This window comes from Brakhagea baltica, from assembly GCF_052161605.1.
Classification (GTDB): Bacteria; Planctomycetota; Planctomycetia; order Pirellulales; family Pirellulaceae; genus JBKCUI01.
This window is the reverse complement of record NZ_CP197409.1, coordinates 4,063,172-4,081,127: the sequence shown is the minus strand read 5'-3', so window position 1 is coordinate 4,081,127 and position 17,956 is coordinate 4,063,172. Positions and strand designations below refer to the sequence as shown.

Genomic DNA, 17,956 nt, shown 5'->3' with positions numbered 1-17,956 from the left:
TAGTCTAATGATTGAAGATGAATTCGCGGCTGTTAAGAACAGCCCAGAACACGTCCTGCAATCCTTGATCTTCGTTGGGTGACTCCGCGATTGATTTTAAGAGGTTGGCTGTTTCCGACTCAGTCGGAGCGCGAGAAAGGCAACGCATGTAGATCCTTTCAATGATCTGATGTTGGCTGAGCCCTTGGTCCTTCCAGGTTTTGAGGAGCCCCCCGCTATTAATTTTGCCACCGGTCGCATCACCGTTGATGAGGTGTAAAGCTTGCGACAAGGATGGATCGGTAGTCGCTTCGTCTTCGCAGACCGTTGTACGTTGGCTACGTCCGAATGAAGTCAAAAAGTAGTTGCTGGTAGCTCCATCCGCAATCTGAACGGCTCGGGCTCCTTGCGGTAGTCCACGGAATTTGTCCTTGGTATTGGTCGCCTGAGAAATACAGTCGAGCAAATTCTCGGCTGGAATACGACGAACTGTGGCATGAGAATAGTTTCTTGTATCCGTTTCATTCCCCGGAACCGGCGTACAAGACCGCTGATAAGTATGCGAATTGCAAATGTCGCGAACTAACTGCTTGATATCGTACTTGTACTCCACCAATCGCTTGGCCAACTCATCTAAAAGTTCGGGATTGCTAGGCGGATTGCTCGCCCGGAAATCATCGACAGGATTGACGATTCCCACCCCAGTAAAGTGTGCCCAAATCCGATTCGCTATACTTTGAGCAAAGTAAGGATTATCCTGACTAGTGATCCAATCGGCGAGAACTTGACGACGATCCTTGCCCGCGACGTCTGGAACTTCTCCACCAAGAAACTTGGGCTTAACCACCGCTCCTCCAACAGGATGGTTGGTTTCTCCACCGCCAGCGTTGAAGACCACAAGTTGTCGATAGTCTTCCCCTTGTTTGCGACCGATTTGGGCGAAGAACGCGACAAACCCATAGTAATCACCCATAGTCCAGCGATCGAAAGGATGATTATGACATTGGGCGCATTGCGTTCGAATCCCCATAAAGGTTTGAGCTACATTCTCCGAGAGCTTGAGTCGGTCCAACTCGACTTGATAAAAATTAGTCGCAGGGTTCTCGAATGTCCCACCTGTTGCACTAACCAGCTCACGAACGATTTGGTCGATGGGTGTATCAGCGGCGATTTTATTGGTAAGCCAGTTGTAATAGAGATAAGCGGCCTTATAGCTCACTTGGTTATTGCTCTTTATCATTAAAAGATTGGACCACTTCATAGCCCAGATCTCGCTGAATTCCTTGCGATCGAGCAACGTGTCGATCCACTTCGATCGTTTATCTGCATCGGTACTCGTTACGAACTGAACCGTCTCTTCTTCGGTCGGTAGCAGACCAACAATGTCGATGGAGGTGCGACGTACGAAATCCTCGTCACTACACAATTCGCTCTCAGGAAGCCTTAACTTCTGAAGCTTTTCCTTGACCAATGCATCGATGTAATTCCCGGCCTGTTCAGGAGCTTTGTAGCTCAGGCCCTCCGGCAAAGCGAGAATCTGGCTCCCGACGGTGTGCGTGTCAAAGCGTGCGAAGACGTATGCTTCACCACGTACACCGCTGGTGACTTCACCTGCTTCCGAAACGGCACCAGTGAGCTCGTTGTTTGTAGAAAAAGTAGCGAGATCCCATATATCTCGTTCGGTACCATCGGCATACTTGGCTTTGGCTACTAGTCTTTGTGACTTGTCGGCGCCCTCGAGAACCGCTTGTGTTGGATAGACCTCAACAGATGTTACGATCGGTGCTCGAGCCGCATCAGGAACTGCCCCACCTTTTAGCCACGTAAGCAATGTTTCGTAATGTTTGCTACCAGGTTCAATTTTCTTTCCACCCGAGTGCTGGACGGCACCAATCGCCTTCAACAGAAGCAGACTTTGCTCGGGGACTGCCAGATTGATGCGACGAATTCCAATCTCTCTGGTGATTCGATGATAGTCCCCCATAGGGTCGTAACCGAACAAACTCAACTGAAATCCATCCTTGCCTCGAGCGGCACCGTGGCACGAACCGGAGTTACATCCCGCTTTGGTCAAGATCGGCATAATATCCTTTTCGAAGTGAATCGGACGCACCGTTTCCGAGTCGGTTACAGTGATATCGCATCCGGAGCTCATTTCATTCCAGGCAGCGGTCAATCGGCTGGATCCGTCAGCCTTTGGCGAGACGACGAATTCATTCCATTCGACATGGGAATCGTTATCGAACGTCCAAGAGACCTGATCGGTAACGTCCATGGTGACGCCATCCTTGCGAGTCGCGACCGCGATGACATGCTGAGAATCCGTCTTAGACGACAGCTTGATGGATGGAGGATAAACCGTCAGTTCTATCCATTCCGAATTGCTCGATGCTTCACTGACAGGATCTGTAGGCCGAGGGTCCGAATTCGTTGGTTCTTGAGCACCACTCAGACCGAGTAAGTTAACACAAACCCAACAGGCTAGGATATAAGATTTCATTTGTCTATTTGCCTCGTTGCTGTTTAAGTTGTTCCAGCCGAGTTAGTGGCTTGGTCGTGTTGGCGGGAGGTGTTTCGACTGCCGTTGCTGGCGTAGGGTCGGGAGTTGCGACGACGATCGGAACATCGATTTGCATTTCTGCATTCCCGTTGACTTGTGTTATCACTCCGAGTGGGCTTGTCACCGTCCCGCGAAAGACGATGGTTTTATAGTTGCCAGCCCGCGTGTCGGCTGGAACATCGATGGTAAATGCCAGACGTTCCGCATCGGCGGGGACGGGCTGCTTGGGAGTAGTCGCCGTGGTTCCTGGCGGCACACCGAGTATCTCCAGTTCTACCTCCCCCTCGACCTGTCTCTTTAGTTTGACGCCGACGACAACATCCACAGGTTTGCCTTGTTCGGCCATTGTTTTCGCGAACTGGAATTCAAAGAGTGGTTCCATGATGCTCAGCTTGAAGAATTCGCTTGCGACTTGAATGGGACCGTAACCGACATCTGTAGAAGCCATCAAAACTAGTGGCCATTCTCGTATCGGAGCACCACCATTGGCCGTCAGTTGCATCAGACCGGTCGACTGATCTCCCGGGATGGTGAATGTGGCCGCACCGATACCGGGGGGTGTCCCTAGCATAGAAACCGTTACAGGTTTGTCGAATCCTTCTTTGCGAGTAATGTTCACCGTCAATGCGAGTGATCCATTGCGAACCAACGGAACTTGTGGTTGCACAACCTCGATATCGAATGGTGCTGGATCGATGAGGGCGACAGCGAGCTGATCTCTTGTTGTCCCCCAGACATCAACATTGTTTTGTCCTCGAACAAGCTGGGTTCTTTGCCTTAACCGTCCGACAATTTTTTGCTCAGCCGATGGTTCGATCGTGGCTGTAAAGTCTACGAGCTTGCCAGCATTGGTCGCGGCCTCTTCCCCACGGAAAAGCATCGTCACCTTGGCTTGGTCTGCCGAGCAAATCGTTTCCGCATGAGTCATTCCCGGTGGTAGATCGATTGCTTCCAACAAGGCGTTTCCACCGATATTGCGACGGGCTACGTTGACTTCCACCGCCATTCGCGCACCACGAGGGACGTTAACAACCTGCGACACGTATCGCTCTTGTTCTACGACGGATGGTTCTACGCCCGGCGTGGGGAGTGTTACCTCAGCCCGATAGACGAAATGCTTTCCATAATTACCCAGGTGATCGTAGACGCAGATGGCATACTTTCCATCCTCCGGAATTTTGAACGACAAGTAGCTATCAGGTCCACCGCTATCGTCGTTGCCGGCGAGAACGCCTCCACCTACCTTCCAAATCTGCAAGACCGGGTCAACTTGTGAACGAAGCGGGGAACGAGCATGAACCCTCACCTCGATTTGCTGATCTTTCTTGGCCTCGAAAACGAAGAAGTCGCGATCACCCTTTGATTGCAGCACGCCATTGAACGCTGCTGGTATGGTATGAACCAATTCGATTTTGTTGTGATCACCGTTCGGTTCCTGCTCAACAATATTGGTCAGTTCGTTCACACGGATCCAATTCGGAGAGGGGGAACGCAACCCATCCAATTCGGACCATATTGGATAAGCTTCTTGGGGAGTCTCCGAAACGGTAAACGTTTCCTCCCATTCGTTGCCGAGAACATCAATACACTTTGCGGTCAGTGGTTGACCTGGGGGGCCACCAGACGGCAAAATCGCAATCGGTCTACGGAAATGGCCGACATGTAGCTGGTATTTACAGGAATCATTGCCTCCAAAACTGCTCTCGCGAACTTCGATGATATACTTCCCATCCTCGGGGGCGGTAATCGCAGCCAAGCAGTCTTGTTGAAGAAAAATGGAATCGTCGCTAGCGGCGATTTCGAAACGTTTTTCGTCGTAGATTGCGATGTAGGGGTCGAAAAAATTATACATATAGGAGTGTCGTAGCCCCTCGAGCTCGACATGCATGGTCTCCCCTTTTTTGAGTTCCACTACAAAGTAGTCTACGTCCTCGCCTTTAACCACTCCTTGCACCGTACAGTTCATAGGGATTGGCTGCGGCGATGCGAATTCACTGTTCGGCTCGACCTCAGCCACAATTGGCAAGTCCGATACACCGAACAATCGGATGTTGCTGATCCCTGTGTCAGTGACAATGCGAAAGGGGTGCAAATCGGGCTTCACGTCAGCAGATACGTCGATCGTTGCCTTGATTTGGTTCGCGTCGATCTTGGTCACGTCTCGTGCTGTGATCCCCGGCGTAAAGAATAGGACAGCATTCGCGTCACCGATCCGTGCACCCGCGAAGAAGACTTCCCCCGTAGTCCCCCGCTGCAATCCAGGTATAGAAAGATTGACGACGTCGGGATTACCAGCGGTTACCAAACTCGAAAAAAACGCACATAGCGCAGTACCGAAACAAAACCTGATCAGGCTAGCCATAAAATTACTTCTCTGTCCTAGTGGATCATGCGAGTGGTAAGAATCTACGCAAGAATATCTTTGATCAACTCGCCACCATCGCATATCTCGACGGGCCGATCCCCTGGTGCCATCAGCTCTTTATCCGCCACGATACCCAGCAAGTGATACATGGTTGTCGCAAGATCCTCTGGGGTGACAGGGTCGAACTCTGGCTCCGTAGCGGTCGCATCAGAGGACCCATGGATCAGACCACCCTTTACTCCTCCTCCGGCCATCATCACTGAGAAAACCTTGGGCCAGTGATCCCGCCCTGCTTCATTGTTGATTTTCGGAGTACGACCAAACTCGCTGCTGACGAGAATGAGCGTTCGAGACAACAAGCCTCTGGATTCCAAATCTTCCATGAGCGTCGCTAGCCCCTGATCGAGAGCAGGCATATCGCGCCGCATACCGGCCGAGATCTGATTGTGCATGTCCCAACCACCGTAGGTCACCGAGACAAATCGAACGCCTGCCTCGACCAATCGCCTTGCCATAAGCAATCTTTGTCCCGCAGTGTTGCGACCGTATCGATCGCGAAGAGCTGCATCCTCCGCATCGATATTGAACGCTTCTCGCGCCTTTTCGCTGCTGATTAAGGAGTAAGCACGCTGATAAAAGGTGTCCATCGCATCGATCGCATCCGCATTCTGTTTCGAATTGAAGTGGGCATTAACGGCATCGAGAGCCGAACGACGACGCTCAAAACGAGTCATGTCCACGCCGGACGGGAGACTTAAGTCTTGAACGCGGAATCCGTTGTTAGCCGGGTCGGCTCCCAAGGCGAATGGGCCGTAAGAAGAACTCAGATAACCGGTCCCCGCGTATTCGTTGGCCGCATTGGGGACCGCGACGTAGGGGGGCAGATTGTTGCGAGGTCCGTACTCGTGGCTAATCACCGAACCAAAACTCGGGAAGACGAGAGCCGGTGACGGTTTGTAACCAGTAAACATATTGTGGGTGCCACGTTCGTGGGCCGCCTCGCCGTGAGTCACCGAGCGAATCACGCTGAACTTGTCCGCCAGAGCAGCCAGTCGCGGAACGGTTTCGCTAAAAACCTCGCCGGTCTTGGTTTTGATCGTTCCCAGTTCGCCACGATACTCGAGCGGGCTGTAGGGCTTGGGGTCGAACGTTTCTTGGTGAGCGATTCCTCCGGGCAAGAAAACGTGGATGACACTATCGGCTTTCGCGTCGATAAAGTCGTAGTGCTTTTGGTCGGCTCGGGCTTGCAATCGAAACAGATCGCCCATAGAAAGTCCGAGCCCGCCGAGAGCTCCAACAGTAAGAAAACCACGGCGTCCAAGCGGATTTCCAAGACATCGCATCACGATAATTCTCCGTGAAATGGATTGTGACTCTGTAAGAAAAAAATGACTCGAGTAACAGGCGATTTAGGACATGCTCAATCTTTGATAATCAGGGTAGGGTCAAAGACGTCCAGGCATACCATGTCGAGGTGGGAGGACAGACAGATCGCGTACCGTGATCCATCCGACGGGCACATCTAGTATAATGCCCCCAGGGTCCAAGTAGTACCCAAAGCAATTCATGATTTCGAAAATTTCTTGGCTTCGGACAGAAATCAAGCGATATTAGGACGTCTTATTGTTCACCAAGACCGTTTTGTTGGGTTGCGAAGGAATGGTTAGCTTTCTAGAGCCGTGTTGCCAAACAGCCGTCGAAGTGCTGCCAGATTGGCGATATTATGGCACCCGCGACGGTGGCTTTCGGTGAATCGAGAGAATTGTTGGCGGCAGCCTAACATTAATGCACGCCTCTGTCGTTTTGCGAGATCATCGCATGGTGACTTTTTCAACGCGAGCTAGCAGGCCGAATAAATGCAGTCCGATTCTCAACAGTCCGAATCTAACTCGCCGACCAAGGGGCCACGTCGCGCGGCGATAGCATTTATTCTGATCACCGTTGTTCTCGATGTACTTTCGCTGGGATTGATCATTCCCGTGCTTCAAAAGTTGATCAAGGAGTTGGTGGGTGGTGATGAACGCGTTGCATCTTATTACATAGGTCTATTTGGTACCCTGTGGGCGTTGATGCAGTTTTTTTGCTCTCCCATCATTGGCGCTCTATCGGACAAGTTCGGGAGGCGGCCTATTTTGCTTGTATCCGCTTTTGGACTTGGGCTCGATTTTATATTGCTTGCAATTGCACCGAACCTGTGGTGGCTCTTGGTTGGGAGAATCATCACCGGCATCACGGCAGCGAGCTTTTCTACTGCACAGGCTTATTTGGCTGATGTGACACCGGTCGAGCGACGCACGGCAGCCTTCGGGCTCTTCGGTGCAGCATTCGGTGTGGGATTTGTTTTAGGACCGATTATGGGAGGATTTCTCGGCGAGATCAGCCTGCGGCTTCCCTTTTGGGTCTCAGCAGCCTTGACGATCGCCAATTGGATGTACGGCTACTTTATATTGCCAGAGTCCCTACCTAAAGAAAAACGTAGACCCTTTTCTTGGGCTAGGGCTAATCCGCTCGGCTCTCTGCGTTTGCTTCTGTCTGCCAAGGGATTGCTCCCCATGGCCTTAATCTTGCTTTCCTACCAATTAGCGCACCTTGCTTTCCAAAACGTTTTTGTGATCTATACCGACACCTACTTTGGATGGAAGCCTTATCAAGTAGGTTTAGCACTCGGGACGGTAGGCATATTGAACATGATCGTGCAAGGAGGGCTAGTGCGTCCTGCGGTCAAGCGATTTGGAGAACGGATTCTCGTGTTCGTAGGATTGACGGGAGGGATACTTGGTTTTGCCGCATACTCTGCCGCTCGGGACGGTTCAACTTTTTTCTACTCCACCATCTTTTTCGCGTTGATGGGTTTCTTCCAATCCTCGCTTAGTGGAGTTATGTCTTCTAAGATTGGACCACTGGATCAAGGCAGACTATCTGGTGCCAATAGCTCGATCATGGGGTTAGCTGGGTTGATCGGCCCGGGGATGTACGCCTTAGTGTTTCGATGGTCGCGAGCTCCCGAGCGGAGCGATTTCTGGCAAGGAGCTCCGTTCGCGCTCGCCTGTATTTGTTTAATGTTCGCTATGTTGCTTGCATTTTTAGTTGTCCCGAAGAGAGCTGGCGAGCCATACGCTCCACGCTGACCTCTCCTCCATCAACGGTGAGTTTTATGGTGGCCGAATCTTCATCTTCCGTCACTAGCTAGCAGCCCATCAAGGGCAATGTCTTAAAGATAAAGATAGAGTGGGGGTTACAATCAAGATTTGATTGGTATCTTTGATTACTTATCGTATCTGCAAAACTAAATCAAACTAAGAGGACTGGCACAATGACCGACGTCGAATTGAAATTGCAATCCTTGGGACTTGAGCTCCCCCCAGCGCCAAAACCGGTTGGGCTGTACAAGCCTGTTTTGATCGTTGGTAGCCTCGCTTACGTGTCTGGACACGGGCCCCTGAAAAGTGACAAGACTTTGATAACGGGGCGGCTCGGTGCAGACATGACGGTCGAACAAGGCCAAGTCGCCGCCCGACAAACCGGACTGGCGATGCTGGCTACGCTTAAAGCTTCGCTGGGCTCCCTGGATCGGGTTTCTCGCGTCGTGAAACTGCTCGGGCTCGTTCGTTGCACGGACGAATTCGATCAATCGCCCGCGGTAATCAATGGTTGCAGCCAACTATTCCTCGATCTTTGGGGGGATGACCACGGAATCGGAGTCCGAAGCGCTTTGGGCACAAACTCGCTCCCCGGCGGTATCGCGGTCGAAATTGAAGCGATTTTCGAGATCCGCGCCTGAAAATAGCGCAATTAGGACTTGAGATCCCGGCTACCTGCCTGACAATCCACAACATGTCAGAACGTCAAACATTTAGCTACCTGAGCCAGACCTTCCAGGCGGCCGGGATCGAACCCAAAACCAAATACGGTCAGAATTTTCTGATCGATCTCAATATCTTGGATGTTATCACCCGGGGGGCTCAGTTGCGCCCGGACGACATCATCCTGGAGATCGGGACAGGTATGGGGTCTCTTACCAAAAAAATGGCCCCGCATGTTGCTCACGTCATCACGGTCGAGATCGACCGCGACTTGCAAGAGCTAGCGGCTCGTGAGCTACAGGCCAATCCGAACGTGACCATGCTCTCGTTCGATGTTCTCAGAAACAAAAATCATTTCCGCCCCGAGGTCATGAACTCCGTCCAGGAGAAGCTCGCAGAGGTACCAAACTCTCGATTCAAACTAATCTCGAACCTCCCTTACAATGTTGCGACCCCCATCATCAGCAACTTGCTATCCGTATCTCCACGCCCAGAACGAATGGTAGTCACCATTCAAAAGGAGCTCGCAGACCGAATCGTTGCCCCGCCGAGCTGCAAGGACTACAGCGCTCTGTCGATATGGATGCAAGCTCTGTGCGACTGTGAAATTCTGCGAACCTTGCCACCATCAGTGTTCTGGCCTCGCCCGCGGGTCGACTCTGCCATTATCCGTGTCAAGCCAAACGAAGCCAAGCGGAGCCGCATCAACGATTTGGAATACTTTCACGTGACCTTGAGAGCACTTTTCTTTCATCGCAGAAAATTCTTGCGCAGCCAGGTGTTCACCGCGACGCAAGATTCGCTCACCAAACCGCAGGTGGACGAAGTCCTTCAAAAGCTCGGTCTTAAAGAAAACATGAGAGCCGAAGAGCTGACCGTCGAGCAAATTATCGAACTGATCGAGGCGACTAGGATCGCTTCACAAAAGAACAACACGAACGAGTCGTAACGTCATGTTCACTGGTCTTGTCGAAGGTATGGGGATCGTTCGAAAACTCACCCGCGAGGGGGCTGGGCTTAGAATGGCGGTTGATCTAGGCATCCTCTCAGAGGGAGTGGCTATCGGAGACAGCATTGCCAACGCTGGTTGCTGTTTGACCGTTGTCGAGATTCGTGGCTCGGAATGCGACTTCGAACTCGGATCAGAAACCCTCTCGAAAACCCTTTTTGGCCACAAGCAAGTTGGGGATCCCATCAACATCGAACGCTCGTTGCGAGTGGGTGACAGGCTCGGTGGGCATTTTGTCAGCGGACACGTAGACGGTTTGGGCCGACTCGAGGAACGTCGTGAAGAAGGCCCCTGGTCGCACTTTAGAATATCGGCCCCCACAGCCTTGTTGTTTCAGATGGTCCCAAAGGGCTCTATAACCATTGACGGTGTAAGCCTGACGGTCGTCGATGTCACGGCTGATTCCTTTACGATCGCTCTAATTCCTCACACTCTTGAGGTCACCACGCTGGGCCGGCTTCGAGCGAGCGATCAAGTTCACTTAGAGACCGACATTCTGGCCAAGTATGCCCAACGCGCCGTCTTGTATCCCGGTAATCCTAGCTAGTAAGCCAAAATGCACTTAGAGCCTCTCACCGCTGTTTCTCCCATCGATGGTCGCTATCGTTCCCAACTCAGCAGCTCCGAACTCGGGGACAACTTTCCAAGACTCGACGAGTACTTCTCCGAGTACGCACTGATCAAGTATCGCGTATGGGTTGAAGTCGAGTACTTGTTGATGCTGGCTGATCATGGCTTGGTTCAATTTTTGGATGCCGATCGCGAGAATTTGCTCAGCCTCTACCGCAATTTTTCGCTCGATGATGCCAAGGCCGTTAAAGCACACGAACGAGTGACCAATCACGACGTGAAAGCGGTCGAGTATTTTATCAAGGACCGCATGGATGCTTGGGGGCTCCACGAACAACGAGAGTGGGTTCACTTTGGGTTGACTTCGCAGGATGTCAACAACACTGCGGTTCCCATGTCTTGGATGCATGCTCTCAAGCAGGAAATGATCCCGCAACTCCACGAGCTCGTTGCGACCATCCGAGAGCTGGGAGTCGCATGGATATCCATTCCGATGTTGGCCCGTACTCACGGCCAACCAGCCTCGCCGACCAGGTTGGGCAAAGAAATGCTCGTCTTTGTCGAGCGACTAGGCAAGCAGCTTGCGGTACTAGAATCGTTGCCGACCTCGGGCAAGTTTGGCGGTGCAACCGGAAACTTCAACGCTCATCACGTGGCATTTCCGCAAATCGATTGGATCGACTTTGGAAACCAATTTCTTTCAAGTCGGCTTGGTTTGCAACGCCAGCAGTTCACCACCCAGATCGAACACTACGATGACTTAGCAGCCCAGATGGATTGCCTGAAACGGATCGGCACCATTCTCATCGATTTCTGTCGAGACATTTGGACCTACGTTTCGATGGATTACTTTAAGCAAAAGATCAAAGCGGGCGAGGTCGGCTCGAGCGCGATGCCTCACAAGGTGAATCCGATCGACTTTGAGAATGCCGAGGGGAATCTCGGTATCGCGAACGCCCTATGGGAACATCTAGCGGCCAAGCTTCCGATATCCCGATTGCAGCGAGATTTGACCGACTCTACTGTTCTTCGCAACATCGGAGTTCCGTTTGCGCACCTAATTCTTTCATTGCGATCCATCAAGCGGGGGCTAGGCAAATTGGTCCTTAACGAAGGCCAACTGGAGCAAGATCTACAAAAGAACTGGATCGTCATTGCAGAGGCCATTCAGACGATCTTGCGACGCGAAAAAGTCCCGAACCCCTACGAGGCCCTCAAAGAGCTCACCCGAGGGAATCATGCCGTCGATCAAGACACCTTCAATCGCTTTATCGACGGCCTGGGAGTAAGCGACGAGATCAAGTCGCAGCTCAAAAGCATTACCCCTTACAATTACACCGGCATTTCACCTGAAGCTGGACTTTAGGGAAAGGGGACAGAAAAGGGGACGGAAACACCAATCGACACTAATACCGAAGTCTCGTGTTATCCACAGAGCGAAGTGCCGAAACAACGAAATCAAAACAGCAAAGGCCTCGAGGCGACAAAGAGCAATGCTGTGACAAGGCTCTTCGCAGTTACAGCATTCACTCTCCCTTCGAGGGAGAGTCGAGCGTAGCTCGGAGAGGGTGGAAGGCACAGCAATGCATAAACGCTCCGGCTGGTCGGCGATTTTAAAACCCCCTCCCCGAGTGATCGTTCCTCCACTCGACCCTCCCAAATTCTTTGGGAGGGTGAATAAGAATGCATTCATTCTCCCTCGAGGGAGAGTCGAGCGTAGCTCGGAGAGGGTGAAAGGCACAGCAATGCATAACGGCCCGACTAGCCAGCGATCTTAAAACCCCCTCCCCTCGCGATCGTCCCTCCACTCGACCCTCCCGAATTCTTTGGGAGGGTGAATAAGAATGCAACTCACGCTGCAGGACTGGTGGTTCACGAGCCAAGAGTTCGCGTCGATCAGTGAGCTCGAAGTTGGTGAAACAATAACCTGCTCGCAGCTTGAGTGCTCATGCACTCGTGTGAGTAGCTTTGATCTGAACACGAACGCCTCCATTCCGACCTCGTGTCGGTGGAGCGATGACTAACAAGCTAGCTACGCATCTCCCCATTATATCCCCCCCTTCCCTTGTGTCTCGCCGTAGGCGAGACACAAGGGAAGGGGGGGCGTGAGTGCATCGTGGCTAGCTTGTTAGTCATGCTTCCACTGAGATGAACGCAGTGGAGAGCAAATGACCAAATTCGGTGCAACAAAGTGCTCGAAAACGGTATCTCATGGCTCGCTTGAGCCACGATTGGGACGATAGGAAAACCAAAACACCGTTGGTAATCCTATAGGGAAAAAATTGGGAAAACGGCAAATCAACCCAAAGTGACCAACTGGCTCCCCGTCCGCAATTGGCGGAGACCTTACTGACTAAGTCTATCTCTTATTCTGTGGACGAAAGCGATCTACATATCCAGCCTTGCCAATCTTGGAATGCTCGGCCATCTGATCCCAAATCCACTCAAGGTCTTTTTTATCAGCACCAGGCTTCAACAATACGGCAAGCTCACGCTTGAAATTCTTAAATTCGTCTGGACTGACGATATGTGAAGTCTCGCAAAAACAATTCGGAACTCCGACGGCTGTCCAGCCAACCATTCTGTCCCACTCTTCCCTTTCTACACCTTCGGGAGGGTATAGCCTAAGGTTATCAATTGCACCGACTGTTTCAATCAGCCACATTGCATGTAATTTTTTATTTGCTACCCATTCGATAATAAAGGCAAGGCACGTAACTGACAGTAAAATAACACCAAAAATCTTCCATCTCCAACCGTCTTTACTTCTCATACCAGTCACCGTTCTCATCAACTCCGCAACTAGATGCGCCGGAAACATGTTCTAGAGATATTCCTTTATTTCGAATCGCATCAATTGCACTATCCGCAGTACAATTTGACTGCCCTTCATCATTCCCCCCACAAACCATTGCCTTGCATCCAGACCAGTCGTAAGGTCTGAGCGTTTCTATTGGGTCATCAATGCCTGCGAGAAAGTGAAATACCGTGACAGTCGTCCCGCACTTGATCACGACAACAATACAAGGGTCACAACCGCCTCCACCTATTTTGGATGGCGGATTCGTAGGGAAATTCTGTGTCGTATTGTTTCCTCCACTTGGTCCAACCTCTGCCGCAACCCCGGGTGGAAGTATAGGTGCGTTACCCGTTACCCGATCTTCTTTTGCTCGACAATTCAAGAAACAACCTCTGTTGAAACCCAATAAAGTCTTACCGTTTGGACGTCCGACACCCGGAAGAATCTTCGGAAGTGAAACAGGATAGATCCCCCAAGGATAAGGACCCCCACAAATAGATCCCGCGAGTCCATCGGGATCAGCAAAAACAAGCGGTTTGGAATAAACAAACTCATACAATTCCCACGGACTCCCTTCAAAACCGATCGGATCTCTTCCCAAGAACCTCCCCGCCATCGGGCTCATCCATCGGGCTCGGAAGTGATAGAGACCTATCGTCTCGTCCCATTCTCTACCTGTATAGGTATACCGATTACTAACCGCAGAACTCGTAAGTACAGTTCCGCTGGCGTTTAGGATCGTAGGTTGCCCATACGCAGTGTAAGCGTAGCGCTCTGCGACCGCGCCAGTCGACGTGGTCATAGCGGTGATGGAGTACTGTTGGTTGCGATGGTAGCCTAATGCAACTTCGGTGACCGTCGTGGTTTCTAATGTAGGTACTACGGACGCGGTGAAAGAGGTGGTGAGCGAGTCGATAGAATCCGACGAGGCATCGAATGGCAGCGATGCGGAAGAGGGGGCTTCGGAAGTGATGGTCGGGTGATGTGTCATACCCGAATTGTAAACGGTCAAAGAAGCGGATTGGTAGCTGATTTTTGGGATTTTTCTTGGTCCGATTCCGTCATGACTTGGGGGCCTGCCCCCAAACCCCCGGGATTTTAAAGGCATGGCTCGGAATGTCATCTTTTTGGTTTCCCAAGCGATGAAAAAGAAGGCCGTCACAAGGCTTTGCGAAGTGACGGCATTCACTCTCCCTCGAGGGAGAGTCGAGCGTAGCTCGGAGAGGGGGAAAGGCACAGCATCGCATATAGGCTCCGGCTGGTCAGCGATTTTAAAGCACCCTCCCCGAGTGATCGTCCCTCCACTCGACCCTCCCGAATTTTTCGGGAGGGTGCAATTAGGGATCTACTTGGGGCGTTGGTCGGGTTTGGCGGGGTGGGTGGCGTCGTGGACTTGGCGCAAACGATCAATGGTGACGTGCGTGTAAACTTGCGTGGTGTTGAGACTGGCGTGACCCAGCAATGTTTGCAAACTCCTTAAGTCAGCCCCGTTCTCTAACATCAATGTCGCTGCCGTGTGTCGCAGCACGTGACAAGCTCCAGTCTTGTTGATCTCGGCGGATTCTAAGTAACCACGCACTAGCTGCGATAATTGGACCGGTGATATCGGCTTGCCCGTGGTCCCTAGAAAGATGCGATCGCTCTCCTCCGGCATCTTGCCAAGCCGCTTTCTTCCGTTGCCTGCCAACAATCACGGTCGCACTTCGAGTAGATACTTCTCTAACCATTGCAAAGCTCTCAATCCCAAAGGAACGACGCGGTCTCGTTTCCCTTTCCCTTGTCGGATCATGAGCCGGCTTCAAAGACCTAGTGCCGATTTCAGAGCATAATCGATGGCGGACATAGCAGGATACTGTCCGATTGCCCGATCAATTTCCATATCGAGTACCGTCGCCAAATTATCAGCCATGATGACTGAGTCGCAATGCAAGCCAGTGCTTTTACCTTCTGGTGAGGCGTGAATGACATCAATTCGGAAGGGAGGCCCAGACCGTGCCATGTTACTGCTCACCATAGCGACAATGCTCTGAGGAAGGCCGGAGTTAAGATTATCCGCTTGGACTACGACCGCTGGACGACGCTTCGCCGTCCTAAGATTAGAGTCTGGGAACAGGACTAGTACAACGTCGCCTCTCTTACATCGCATCATAAGAATCCATTTCTGGTCGCTCCCAGTCTTCAGCGAAAGCTGCTAAGCGATGACGAAGATCCGCCGCTTGTTCCTGCGATATGCCACGATCTGCGAGTGGAATAGACTCCGGTGACAAAAACGTAACTATTACCTGGCCAGCCTCTTCTGGGGCAGGTTCGGCGAGTTCAATTTGTCCGTTACGATAGATTCCCCGAACAGATTTAAGCATTCTTTCATCTCCTTGCTACGGATTATAACCTACCCAACCGGCATCATGGAACGAAGCTCTCGAGTTTTCTCAAGAACGACGCTATCTGCATCCCTCGAACATCGCTTACCACCCGAACCAAAAGGCAATGTACTGGCGACGCTACGTCGGTATGGGCAAGGCTTCCTTTACGATTCCAGCATTCCACGCCACGCTAGACGATCGCTGGACAAGATTCTAGGCTGCCGGACCGGGGAATACGGCTCCAGCGTCTTTGATTGCAAGGCGTGTTCTGGGAAACGCATCCTGTACTCTCCTTGCACGGATCGCCATTGCCCCAATTGCGGGTGGCTCAAACGCAAGAAATGGCTTGATACGGTCCAATCGTGGGAACTGGATACCAAATACTACCACATCGTCTTTACCGCTCCCCATGAGCTCACGGAGTTCTTTGAGAACAATGCGGCCGAGTGCTACAACCTGTTCTTCCGAATCGCTTTAAGAGTCCTCATGGAAGTGTGCGAGAAACAATTCGGCTGCAAGCCAGGTGTTCTCATCACGCTTCACACCTGGGGCCAACGGATGCTCATGCATGTTCATGTCCATTGCATGATGACCGCCGGAGGCATCGATCTTAAAACAGGCCAATGGGTGGATATCCCGCAAGATTCCCCAGCATTGAATCCGCAAGAATTAGCAGCCCTCTTTAAGAAGAAATTCGTTCGGTCTCTGAAATTCCTCAAGAAGGCGGGACGATTCGACCTGAGCCATCTCCTCGAAGACGAAAGCTTCGACGATTGGTTAGCACCTATCGCGGCCAAGAACTGGATCGCCGATGCGCAGATTACTCCCGATTGTTTAGCCACCAAAGAACAGTGCTCGGTGTATCTGTCGGAATATGTCCAAGGGACCGCGATTAGCGATACTCGGATGGTAGAAGACGACGAAGAGAACGTCACCATCAGCCAATGGGACTACCGAGAAGAAGTCTACAAAAAGGAAACGATGTCGGGGGATGAGTTCGTCGCACGATTCCTGAAGCACATCGTCCCCAAGGAAGTCCGGCGGATGCGCTACGCGGGACTCTTTAGTGGTCGCGATCGAACGGCCATGGTGGGCAAGGCCCGGGCAGCGATCGAACAAGCCAAACGGGAACAACGTGAGATCGACGATCCCGACGGGGTAAGAAACACAAGAACCCTCCTTCAAGAGAGTATCTCAGAAGCAGAGTATCAAATCCGAGAGAATCAAGCGCCGCGTAGCGAAGCCATCAAGGCACTGAGTAAACCGAAGTGCAAACAGTGTGGTCAGCGCGAGATGGAGTTCACGGAGTATCGAAGCCCGTGGCATACCAAAAACGATATCTCGACGATCTATCATTGGATGCAATTCTTTGCGGTGATCTACACGACGATGGATGACAAGGTTCATCAGATATTACTTGCCGCCAGTCGACAGCTCCGGATCCCGCAACTTACGCTGCAGGACTGGTGGTTCAAGAGCCAAGAGTTCGCGTCGATTAGCGAGCTCCAAGTTGGCGAAACAATAACCTGCTCCCAACTGGAGTGCTCATGCACTCGTGTGAGTAGCTTTGAACTGTCGATGGTCCAACTACCGTTACCGGACAATTAAGTGCATTGCATCGCAAGAAACAATGCCCGAACCTTCAAGAAAGTTGCATTCAACCTGCGACCGCGTGGATCGTATTCGCTGAAAGCCAAAAACCCTCTTTTAACGACCAAATTCGGTGCAACAAAGTGCTCGAAAACGGTCTCTAGCGGCTCGCTTGAGCACCGATCGGAACGATAGGAAAACCAAAACACCTTTGGTAATCCTATAGGGAAAAGATTGGGAAAACGGCAAATCAACCCAAAGGGAACATCTGGCTACCCGTCCGCAATTGGCGGCAACCTTACTGACTAAGTCTATCTCTTATTCTGTGAACCCCAGATCTTTTCACGATCTCGTCAGTTCCATTCTTGATGAAAGTATCTACGGTAAAAAATTTAGAAAAGTCTGTATGGATCTCTTTTTTTAACTCCATCAGATAACAAACTTTGAAACCATCATTTGATTGAAGTTGGATCCATCCCATAATTTCATTTCCTGCCATCCAGCTCCACACCATTCCGTGGGGTTGAAAATCCACTTCAGGTGTCGTTACTGCGTTTAATGCAAAATGTTGACACTGCCCTTTCGCCACGATTGTTCTTGGTTCGAGTGGTCCAGACTTTCCTTGAGAATCCAGTTGATCATACAATGCACTGAGTGCTTGGAACTTCCACACGGACAAATGAGCCCTAGAAGAATACATAACCGGATCCGACATACCCTGAATCACATAGACTGATTCATCTCGTGTATCACCCAGCACTATCGCGTTTGAGTACTCAAATGGAATTTGATTGGGCGCTTGTTGTGCAATCAAATGAATGGGTGACAAGCATAAAAGCAACAACGCCGAAAACACACCTTCGGTTCTGTTTGGCATTGGAAGTTCAGATCCATTCATCTTAGATCTCCTGCTGGAA

15 protein-coding genes are annotated in these 17,956 nt (G+C 51.4%); 6 read left to right on the top strand and 9 right to left on the bottom strand.

The genetic code is table 11. The features are described from left to right. Window positions 1–4: 4 nt before the first annotated feature. The 3 genes from SH449x_RS15635 to SH449x_RS15625 are packed head-to-tail and all read right to left on the bottom strand — an operon-like array spanning window position 5 to window position 6,247. Window positions 5–2,479: a DUF1549 and DUF1553 domain-containing protein gene (locus SH449x_RS15635; RefSeq protein ID WP_482377006.1), complete on the bottom strand. Its 2,475-nt coding sequence runs from the start codon at window positions 2,477–2,479 to the stop codon at window positions 5–7. A gap of 4 nt (window positions 2,480–2,483) precedes the next feature. Continuing rightward, the gene (locus tag SH449x_RS15630) at window positions 2,484–4,901 is read right to left on the bottom strand and encodes a PPC domain-containing protein (RefSeq protein WP_482377005.1); all 2,418 of its coding nucleotides are present in this window, start codon (window positions 4,899–4,901) and stop codon (window positions 2,484–2,486) included. 44 nt (window positions 4,902–4,945) lie between these two features. Next, window positions 4,946–6,247, bottom strand: a complete 1,302-nt coding sequence (locus SH449x_RS15625) for a DUF1501 domain-containing protein (protein ID WP_482381832.1) — start codon at window positions 6,245–6,247, stop codon at window positions 4,946–4,948. A 513-nt stretch (window positions 6,248–6,760) separates the two neighbouring features. On the opposite strand from SH449x_RS15625, the gene SH449x_RS15620 reads away from it, so the two are divergent. The 5 genes from SH449x_RS15620 (at window position 6,761) to purB (ending at window position 11,652) form a co-directional block, all read left to right on the top strand. Beyond that, window positions 6,761–8,032 carry a TCR/Tet family MFS transporter gene (locus SH449x_RS15620; RefSeq protein ID WP_482377004.1) on the top strand — a complete coding sequence of 424 codons (1,272 nt, stop codon included), beginning with the start codon at window positions 6,761–6,763 and terminating at the stop codon, window positions 8,030–8,032. Window positions 8,033–8,217: 185 nt separating this feature from the next. Continuing rightward, complete coding sequence (locus SH449x_RS15615) at window positions 8,218–8,685, top strand: RidA family protein (RefSeq protein WP_482377003.1); 468 nt, start codon at window positions 8,218–8,220, stop codon at window positions 8,683–8,685. A gap of 53 nt (window positions 8,686–8,738) precedes the next feature. Further along, entirely contained in the window at window positions 8,739–9,656 is a 918-nt protein-coding gene (gene rsmA / locus SH449x_RS15610) for a 16S rRNA (adenine(1518)-N(6)/adenine(1519)-N(6))-dimethyltransferase RsmA (RefSeq protein WP_482377002.1), read from the top strand. 4 nt (window positions 9,657–9,660) lie between these two features. Further along, complete coding sequence (locus SH449x_RS15605) at window positions 9,661–10,263, top strand: riboflavin synthase (RefSeq protein ID WP_482377001.1); 603 nt, start codon at window positions 9,661–9,663, stop codon at window positions 10,261–10,263. A 9-nt stretch (window positions 10,264–10,272) separates the two neighbouring features. After that, entirely contained in the window at window positions 10,273–11,652 is a 1,380-nt protein-coding gene (gene purB / locus SH449x_RS15600; RefSeq protein ID WP_482377000.1) for an adenylosuccinate lyase, read from the top strand. 993 nt (window positions 11,653–12,645) lie between these two features. Here purB and SH449x_RS15595 read toward each other — a convergent pair. The 5 genes from SH449x_RS15595 to SH449x_RS15575 form a co-directional block, all read right to left on the bottom strand. After that, window positions 12,646–13,059 carry a hypothetical protein gene (locus SH449x_RS15595; protein WP_482376999.1) on the bottom strand — a complete coding sequence of 138 codons (414 nt, stop codon included), beginning with the start codon at window positions 13,057–13,059 and terminating at the stop codon, window positions 12,646–12,648. Next, window positions 13,049–14,077 (bottom strand): RHS repeat domain-containing protein, encoded by a 1,029-nt coding sequence (locus SH449x_RS15590; protein WP_482376998.1) that lies wholly within the window; start codon window positions 14,075–14,077, stop codon window positions 13,049–13,051. The genes SH449x_RS15595 and SH449x_RS15590 overlap by 11 nt, the downstream gene beginning before the upstream one ends. Before the next feature lie 354 nt (window positions 14,078–14,431). Continuing rightward, entirely contained in the window at window positions 14,432–14,776 is a 345-nt protein-coding gene (locus SH449x_RS15585) for a tyrosine-type recombinase/integrase (RefSeq protein WP_482376997.1), read from the bottom strand. Window positions 14,777–14,884: 108 nt separating this feature from the next. Continuing rightward, entirely contained in the window at window positions 14,885–15,235 is a 351-nt protein-coding gene (locus SH449x_RS15580; protein ID WP_482376996.1) for a type II toxin-antitoxin system PemK/MazF family toxin, read from the bottom strand. After that, window positions 15,222–15,446: a hypothetical protein gene (locus SH449x_RS15575; protein ID WP_482376995.1), complete on the bottom strand. Its 225-nt coding sequence runs from the start codon at window positions 15,444–15,446 to the stop codon at window positions 15,222–15,224. Before SH449x_RS15575 ends, SH449x_RS15580 begins: the two co-directional genes overlap by 14 nt. Window positions 15,447–15,491: 45 nt before the next feature. On the opposite strand from SH449x_RS15575, the gene SH449x_RS15570 reads away from it, so the two are divergent. Continuing rightward, window positions 15,492–17,057: an IS91 family transposase gene (locus tag SH449x_RS15570; protein ID WP_482376994.1), complete on the top strand. Its 1,566-nt coding sequence runs from the start codon at window positions 15,492–15,494 to the stop codon at window positions 17,055–17,057. 280 nt (window positions 17,058–17,337) lie between these two features. On the opposite strand, the gene SH449x_RS15565 is transcribed toward SH449x_RS15570, so the two are convergent. Continuing rightward, on the bottom strand, window positions 17,338–17,937 hold the full coding sequence (locus SH449x_RS15565; RefSeq protein WP_482376993.1) for a hypothetical protein: 600 nt from the start codon (window positions 17,935–17,937) through the stop codon (window positions 17,338–17,340). Between the last annotated feature and the right edge of the window lie 19 nt (window positions 17,938–17,956).